Origin of the sequence: Stenotrophomonas chelatiphaga (assembly GCF_032054965.1) — a bacterium.
Lineage (GTDB): Bacteria > Pseudomonadota > Gammaproteobacteria > Xanthomonadales > Xanthomonadaceae > Stenotrophomonas > Stenotrophomonas chelatiphaga.
Window position 1 is genome coordinate 191,387 of record NZ_DAMBRS010000006.1, and the last position, 7,386, is coordinate 198,772.

Genomic DNA, 7,386 nt, shown 5'->3' on the forward strand with positions numbered 1-7,386 from the left:
ACCTGATGTCGCGCTGGCTGATGCTGGCAGGCCTGCTGCTGCTCGGCGGCTGTGCGTCGTTGTCCAACAGTGAGCGCGAGCGCGCCGCGGGCATCGCGGCGCAGGCCCGTTCCACCGTGGTGGACTGCGACCGCGCCGACCGCTGCGCGCAGGATTCACCGCTGCGCGCGTTGGCCGGCCGGGCGTTCACCGAATCGACCGCCGACCAGCCCCGGCACTACGCGACCATCCTGGATGAAGGCGAGGAAGCGCTGGTGGCACGGCTGAACCTGCTGCGCAGCGCCACCCGCAGCATCGACCTGCAGACCTACATCTTCGACAAGGATGACAGCGCCCGGCTGGTCATCGATGAACTGCTGGCGGCCAGCCGCCGTGGCGTCAAGGTGCGCCTGCTGATCGACCAGCTGTCGGCGATCTCGGACCTGCAGATCCTCGGCGCGCTGTCGTCTGCGCACCAGAATTTCGAGCTGCGCGTATACAACCCGACCTTCGGCAAGGCGCAGCTGAACTACTTCGACTACGCCGGCAGCGTGCTGTGCTGCTTCCGCCGCTTCAACCAGCGCATGCACAACAAGCTGCTGGTGGTCGATGATGCGATCGGCGTGGTCGGCGGCCGCAATTACCAGGACGATTACTACGACTGGGATTCGGAATACAACTTCCGCGACCGCGACGTGCTGGTGGCCGGTCCCGAGGCGCGGGTGATGGCGGCCAACTTCGAGGCGTTCTGGAAGGCGCCGCGCAGCGTGCCGGCCGAACGGTTGAACGACGTCGGGCGGATCCTGCTCGACAGCGGCCCGCCGACGCTGCCACCGGCCGTGTACCGGCGGCCGGAACGGGTGGAACGGGTGCTGGCCGAAGCCATCGACGATGCCTGGATCAGCCGCAGCTTCGTCGACACCGCATTGCCGGTGGCCTCGGTGCGTTACGTGGCCGACCTGCCGCGCAAGCATCGCCGCGAGAGCGCCGAGCAGCCGCGAAACGGGCAGCATGTCACCGAACCGCAGCTGGACCGGCTGATTTCCGAAGCGCAGTCCGAAGTGCTGCTGCAGACGCCGTACCTGGTGCTGTCCAAGCCGGCGCGCCAACTGTTCGCCGACCTGCGCAGGCAGGCGGATCCGCCGCGCGTGCTGGTGTCCACCAACAGCCTGGCGGCCACCGACAATCCGATCGTCTACGCGCTGTCCTACAAGTACAAGCGGCGCAACATGCGCGAGCTGGGCTTCAACATCTTCGAGTTCAAGCCGTTCCCGCTGGATGCGCCGGTGGACTACCGCAACCTGCTGCCGGACCCGATCGCCGGCGACTACCCGGAAGGCCGCCGCGGCGGCATGCTGGGTGGCAGTGCGGCGGGCAGCAACGCGCGCCCTCCCGGCAGCGGCAGCCGTGCCCAGGACAGCGCAGCCCCGGACGTGGCCGTGCGTGGCAATCCGCGCACCGGCAGCGCCTACCAGAATGCACGCGAACGCCGGCGCGCCGCGGGCAGCGAAGTGGAACGCGACCTGCTGCGTACCGAGACCCGGCCTTCGTTCCTGGGCAGCAAGGCGGTCAACCGCCCGCTGCCGGTGACCCGCCAGGGCGCGCGCATGGGCCTGCATGCCAAGTCGCTGGTGGTGGATCGCCGCATCGGCGTGATCGGCACGCACAACTTCGACCCGCGCAGTGAAAACTACAATACCGAAGGCGCGGTGATCATCGACGACCCGGTGTTCGCCCAGCGCCTGGCCGACAGCATCCTGCGCGACATCCATCCGCAGAACTCCTGGACGGTGGCGCCGCGCAGCAAGCCGCCGGTGTTGTCCGGGTTGAACTACAGCATGGGCAAGGCGTCCGAAGCGCTGCCGATCCTGGACTTCTGGCCGTGGCGCTATGCCACCGACTACGAGTTCCAGCCCGGTCCGGCGTGTCCGGAGCCGTTGCCGCGGCAACACCCGGATTTCCATGCCTGTTACACCGCCGTCGGTGACTTCCCCGAAGTCAACGTCGGCCCGAAACTGTTGCTGGTGCGCATGCTGACCGCCTTCGGCGCCGGCCTGGTACCGATCCTCTGACTGGAGCTGTGCCGTGCCTTCCGTATTCCGCCAGGCGATTTCCCTTGATGCCCTCAACGCGCTCAGCGCCAACACGGTGATTTCCCAGCTGGGGATCGTGTTCACCGCAGCAGGCGATGACTGGCTGCAGGCGACCATGCCGGTGGATGCGCGCACCCACCAGCCCTACGGCATCCTGCATGGCGGGGCGTCGGTGGTGCTGGCCGAGACCTTGGGCAGCAGTGCCGGCAACCTGTGCGTGGACAACAGCCAGCAGGTCTGCGTCGGGTTGGAGATCAATGCCAACCACGTGCGCGCCAAGCGCGAAGGCGTGGTGACCGGCACCGCACGCGCGGTGCATGTGGGCCGCAGCACGCAGATCTGGGACATCCGCATCGAAGATGAGCAGGCACGGCTGGTGTGCACTTCGCGCCTGACCCTGGCGGTGGTGGCCGCCGGCCACGGTTGAGCACCCGGCACGTCTACAAGCGCGCGCGGGCCGGCGCGGAACACAGCGTTGCCGGCTGCTGGCCCATCCGCGCAGCCGCTTTGGCCACCCCGCGCTGGCAGGCGCTGCGGTGCTCGGGTATCGTTCCCGCATGAATTCCCCCACTCCGGCCACCCGTGGCGGCGTGGCGCGTGTGTGCCGCTACCTGTACCGCGTACCGCTGCTGCTCATCCACCTGCTTGTCTTCCTGCCGCTGATCCTCATCGGCATGCTGCCGCCGTGGGGCGAACTGCGCGTGGGCGATGAGCCGCTTGGCTACAAGGTGGTCAACTGGTGGTCGGCCGGCCTGATGTGGATCTTCGGCTTCCGCCTGGTGCGCATCGGCAAGCCGCTGCAGGGCGCGGTGCTGTTCGTTGCCAACCATGTCAGCTGGGTCGACATCTGCGTGCTGCACAGCCAGCGCATGATGGGTTTCGTCGCCAAGCGCGAAATCGCCGGCTGGCCGGTGGTCGGCTGGCTGGCCGGGCGTGGCCAGACCATCTTCCACCAGCGTGGCAGCACTGAATCGCTGGACGGGGTGATGCAGCAGATGGTCGTGCGCCTGCGCGAAGGCAAGGGCGTGGGCGTGTTCCCGGAGGGTCGCACCCGGGGCGGCCATGAAGTCGGACCGTTCCATGCCCGCATCTTCCAGGCCGCGGTGGAAACCGGCGTGCCGGTGCAGCCGGTGGCGCTGCGCTACGGCGCAGGTGGCGATGCACAGACCATCGTGGCGTTCGGGCCGCGCGAAAGCTTCTTCGCCAACTTCCTGCGCCTGCTGGGCGAGCCGGCCCGGCGTGCCGAAGTGCACTTCCTGGAGCCGATCGGCGGCCAGGACCTGGAGGGTCGCCGGCGCATCGCCGAAACCTCGCGCACCCGCATCCTCGCGGCAATGGCCGGGACCTGAGCCGACGGTGTCCGTCCCCGCGCCCGCGATGTCCTTCGATTCCGGCCCGCCCGGACTGCTGACAGCGGCCGATTACCAGCCACCGCGCTGGCTGCGCAACGCACACCTGCAGTCGATGCTCAGTTCCAGCCGGCTGCGCCTGCGCCGCGGGCAGGAGCTGCTGGCGGCCACCGGCGCGAGCCACCGCGAGCTGATCCTCGATGGCGGCGAAGGGGTGCGCCTGCAGGCCTGGCACAGCGCCATCGAAGGGCGCGCGCCGCGCGGCATGGCGCTGCTGCTGCATGGCTGGGAAGGCAGCGCCGAATCCAGCTACATGCGCATGACCGCGGCGCGCATGCTGGCCGAAGGCTTCGACGTGGTGCGGCTGAACTTCCGCGACCACGGCAACACCCATCACCTCAATCCCGGCATCTTCCACTCCAACCGCATCGATGAAGTGGTGCATGCCGCCGCTGATATCGCCCGTCGTTGGCCACAGCTGCCGCTGGTCGCGGCCGGCTATTCGCTGGGTGGCAACTTCGTGCTGCGGCTGGCGCTGCGCGCGCCTGCGGCGGGCGTGCCGCTGCAACGGGTGGCGTCGGTGTGCCCGGTGCTGGATCCCGGCTTGACCATGGACAGCATCGAGAACGGCCCGGCGATGTACGACTGGTACTTCCGCCGCAAGTGGGCTGGATCGCTGCGGCGCAAACAGGCGGTCTATCCCGAGCTGAGTGATTGGGATGAGCGCGTGCTGCGGCTGGACATCCGCGCGCTGACCGCCTGGCTGGTCGAGCACCACACCGACTACGGTTCGCTGCAGGCCTATTTCGATGGCTATTCCATCGCCGGCGAGCGGCTGGCGGACCTGCAGGTGCCGGCGGACATCCTGATGGCCAAGGATGACCCCGTCATTCCCTATGTCACCTTCAATGACTGGCAGCTGCCGCTGTCGGCCAGCCTGCAGACCGCCGAATGGGGCGGCCACTGTGGCTTCCTGGAAAACTGGCGGGGTGATGGGTTTTCCGAGCGCTGGGTCGCCCAGCACCTTGGACAGGCGGCCCGGGGCGGCTGAACCCGGCGCCGGCGGCACGCGGGGTCAGGGTCGTTACAATGCGGGTTTGCACTCCAGCCGGACCCGTCATGCAAGAACAGATACTCCAAGCCCTGCGTCGCCATGACGCCGACCAGGCCGTGCAGTTGGCCACCCGCTGGATCGCCGATGAGCCCCAGCTGCCGCAGGCGCATCGCTGGCATGCGCTGGCGCTGCAGCAGCAGGGCCAGCTGCCGGCCGCGGTCGAAAGCCTGCAGCGTGCGCTTGCGCTCGCCCCGGACGATGCCGACCTGCACCTGCAGCACGCCGGCCTGTTGCTGGCGCTGCACCAGTTCGAGGCTGCCGAAGCGGCGCTCGGGCGCACCACCGGCTTCAATCCGAACGAGCTGTCGGCCTACCTGATGCAGGCGCACCTGGCGCTGGCCCGCAATGACGTGGACGAGGCTGAAAAGCAGCTCAAGCTGGCCGCGCGCGTGGATGCGGAGAACCCCGAAGTGGTGGCGCTGTCGGGCATGGTGGCGCTGCGTCGCGGCGCGCTGGACGAGGCCTTGGCCCAGCTGTCCAGCGCCGTGCGCGCGCTGCCGGACGACCCACGCATCGTCTACGCGCTGGGCACGGCGTACCTGGGCAAGGACATGCTGGCCTTCGCCGAACAGGCGTTCCGCCGCGTGCTGGTGCTCAACCCGAAGATGACCGCGCTGCACGGGCTGCTGGTGCAGCTGGCGCTGCGCCAGGACAACCCCGCTGCGGCCGCCGAGCTGATCGAGCAGGCCCTGCAGCAGCCCGGCCAGGACAGCGTGGCGATGCGCCGTTTCGCCGCGCAGCTGGCGTTGCAGTCCGGCCAGCCGCTGCAGGCGCGTGACCACCTGCGCCCGCTGCTGGCCGCCAATGCGGGCGACCCGCAGTTGCTGCAGCTGCTGCTGATGGCGTGGCAGCGCCTGGGCCGCGACGACGAAGCGCGCAGCGAACTGGATGCGGTGCTGGCCGATCACGACCAGCTGCACAACCTGTGGCTGGCGCGGCTGTCGGTGGAAGGCGTGGGCAGCGAAGGCGCCGTGGCAGTGGGCGAACGCTGGCTGGCCGCGATGCCGGCCCACTTGCCGGCGCTGGAAACCCGCATGCGCCTGCACGACATGACCGGCGAGCACGACGCAGCCGAAGCGATGGCCGAACGCATCCTGGCGCTGGAGCCCGGCCGCGTCAGCGGTGCAACGCGGCTGGTGGATGGCCTGGTGCAGCGCGATCCGGCTGCCGCCGCGGCCCGCGTGCAGCAGATGGTGGACGGCGCCGAAGGACGTGCACGGGAAGACCTGCGCACCTGGCTGGGCGAAGTGCATGACCGTGGCGGCCAGCCGCGCGAAGCACTGCGCACCTGGCTTGAGCTGCATGCCGACAACGTGGCCAACCGCCTGCCGCTGCCGCCGCAGGCCAAGGCGCCGGCCAGCTGGCCGGCACTTGGCGAGGTCGATCCGGAGCTGGCATCGCGCCCGATGTTCCTGTGGGGCGCTCCCGGTTCGAACGTCGAAAAAGTGATGAGCGCGCTCAGCGCGGCCAGTCCACTGGTGCGCGTTGACCGCTTCAGTGCCACGCCGCCGGACGACGCCTTCCAGAACTACAACACGTTGCAGGACCTGGCCTCGGGCAAGCTGTCGCCGCAGGGGCTGGTCGATGGCTGGCGCGCGCGCCTGCCGTCGCGCGGCCTGTCCAACGACACCGTGATCGACTGGCTGCTGTTCTGGGACAACGCCTTGTTGTGGGCGCTGCGCCCGGCGCTGCCGCAGGGCCGCCTGCTGGTGGTGCTGCGTGATCCGCGCGACATGCTGCTGGACTGGATCGCCTACGGCTCCGGCGCACAACTGGCGATCACCAGCCTGCAGGAAGCCGCCGAATGGCTGGCCCGCGCGCTGACCCAGGTCGCGGTGCTGAACGAGCAGGATCTGTACCCGAACGTGCTGGTGCGCGTGGATGCGGCCGGCAACGATCCGCAGGCGATGGCGCTGCTGCTCAGCGAGGTGATGGGCGTGCAGCTGCCAGTGGCACCGAACATCGGACCGCCGCGCCTGCCGAGCGGCCATTGGCGCAACTACCGCGAGGTCATGGGGGCGGCGATCGACCTGCTGACCCCCGTCGCGGTGCGCCTCGGGTACCCGGAGGAATGAGCCACATGCAACTGACCAGCACCAGCGTGGCCAACGGCGCGGCGATCGCGCGCGAATTCGCTGCCGGCGATGCCGATGGCTTCGCCCCGGACCGCAATCCGCAGCTGGCGTGGAGCGGGGTGCCCGAGGGCACCCGTTCCTTCGCGCTGATCTGCGTGGACCCGGATGTCCCGACGGTCGCCGACACCGTCGGCCGCACCGACATGACCATCCCGCGCGACCAGCCGCGGTGTGATTTCGTGCACTGGGTGATGGCCGACATCGCCGCCGACGTGCGCGAGCTCGCTGCCGGCAGCTGCAGCGATGGTTTCGTGGCCAAGGGCAAGACCGCGCCGGCCGGTCCGGCGGGCAGCCGCCAGGGACTGAATGATTTCACCGGCTGGTTCGCCGGCAACCCGGACATGGCCGGTGCCTACCTGGGCTACGACGGCCCGTATCCGCCGTTCAACGACGAACGCGTGCATCGCTACTTCTTCCGCGTGTTCGCGCTGGACGTGGCGACGCTGGAGCTGCCAACGCCGTTCACCGCCGGCGACGTGCATCGTGCGATGCAGGGCCACGTGCTGGCCGAAGCATCACTGCATGGCACCTATACGTTGAATCCTTCGCTGTAAAACGCGACGTCAACGTCAACAGCTGCAGGGCTGTTGCGTTGGCGGGGCGGGGTGGGTTGGCGGGGGACGGCAGAAGCCGCTCCTGCGGGCCTCGTTTCGCGCCATCCATGGCGCTCAACGCCCCCGCCAACCCACCCCGCCCCACCTTCGACAGGTCCATGG

General features: G+C 69.2%; 6 protein-coding genes. All 6 read left to right on the forward strand.

Annotation, left to right across the window (positions count from 1 at the left end):
- Positions 1–5: 5 nt before the first annotated feature.
- The 6 genes from RTX79_RS10370 to RTX79_RS10395 all read left to right on the forward strand — a co-directional run bounded on the left by RTX79_RS10370 (position 6) and on the right by RTX79_RS10395 (position 7,224).
- Positions 6–2,051, forward strand: coding sequence for a phospholipase D family protein (locus tag RTX79_RS10370; protein WP_428695991.1), 2,046 nt, complete (start codon positions 6–8; stop codon positions 2,049–2,051).
- A 13-nt stretch (positions 2,052–2,064) separates the two neighbouring features.
- Positions 2,065–2,499 carry a hotdog fold thioesterase gene (locus RTX79_RS10375; protein ID WP_057508971.1) on the forward strand — a complete coding sequence of 145 codons (435 nt, stop codon included), beginning with the start codon at positions 2,065–2,067 and terminating at the stop codon, positions 2,497–2,499.
- Positions 2,500–2,629: 130 nt separating this feature from the next.
- Positions 2,630–3,421 (forward strand): lysophospholipid acyltransferase family protein, encoded by a 792-nt coding sequence (locus RTX79_RS10380; RefSeq protein WP_312683583.1) that lies wholly within the window; start codon positions 2,630–2,632, stop codon positions 3,419–3,421.
- A 58-nt stretch (positions 3,422–3,479) separates the two neighbouring features.
- Positions 3,480–4,472 (forward strand): YheT family hydrolase, encoded by a 993-nt coding sequence (locus tag RTX79_RS10385; RefSeq protein ID WP_312683603.1) that lies wholly within the window; start codon positions 3,480–3,482, stop codon positions 4,470–4,472.
- Positions 4,473–4,540: 68 nt separating this feature from the next.
- Positions 4,541–6,610 carry a tetratricopeptide repeat protein gene (locus RTX79_RS10390; RefSeq protein ID WP_312683584.1) on the forward strand — a complete coding sequence of 690 codons (2,070 nt, stop codon included), beginning with the start codon at positions 4,541–4,543 and terminating at the stop codon, positions 6,608–6,610.
- A gap of 5 nt (positions 6,611–6,615) precedes the next feature.
- Positions 6,616–7,224: a YbhB/YbcL family Raf kinase inhibitor-like protein gene (locus RTX79_RS10395; RefSeq protein ID WP_312683586.1), complete on the forward strand. Its 609-nt coding sequence runs from the start codon at positions 6,616–6,618 to the stop codon at positions 7,222–7,224.
- The last annotated feature ends 162 nt before the right edge of the window (positions 7,225–7,386 follow it).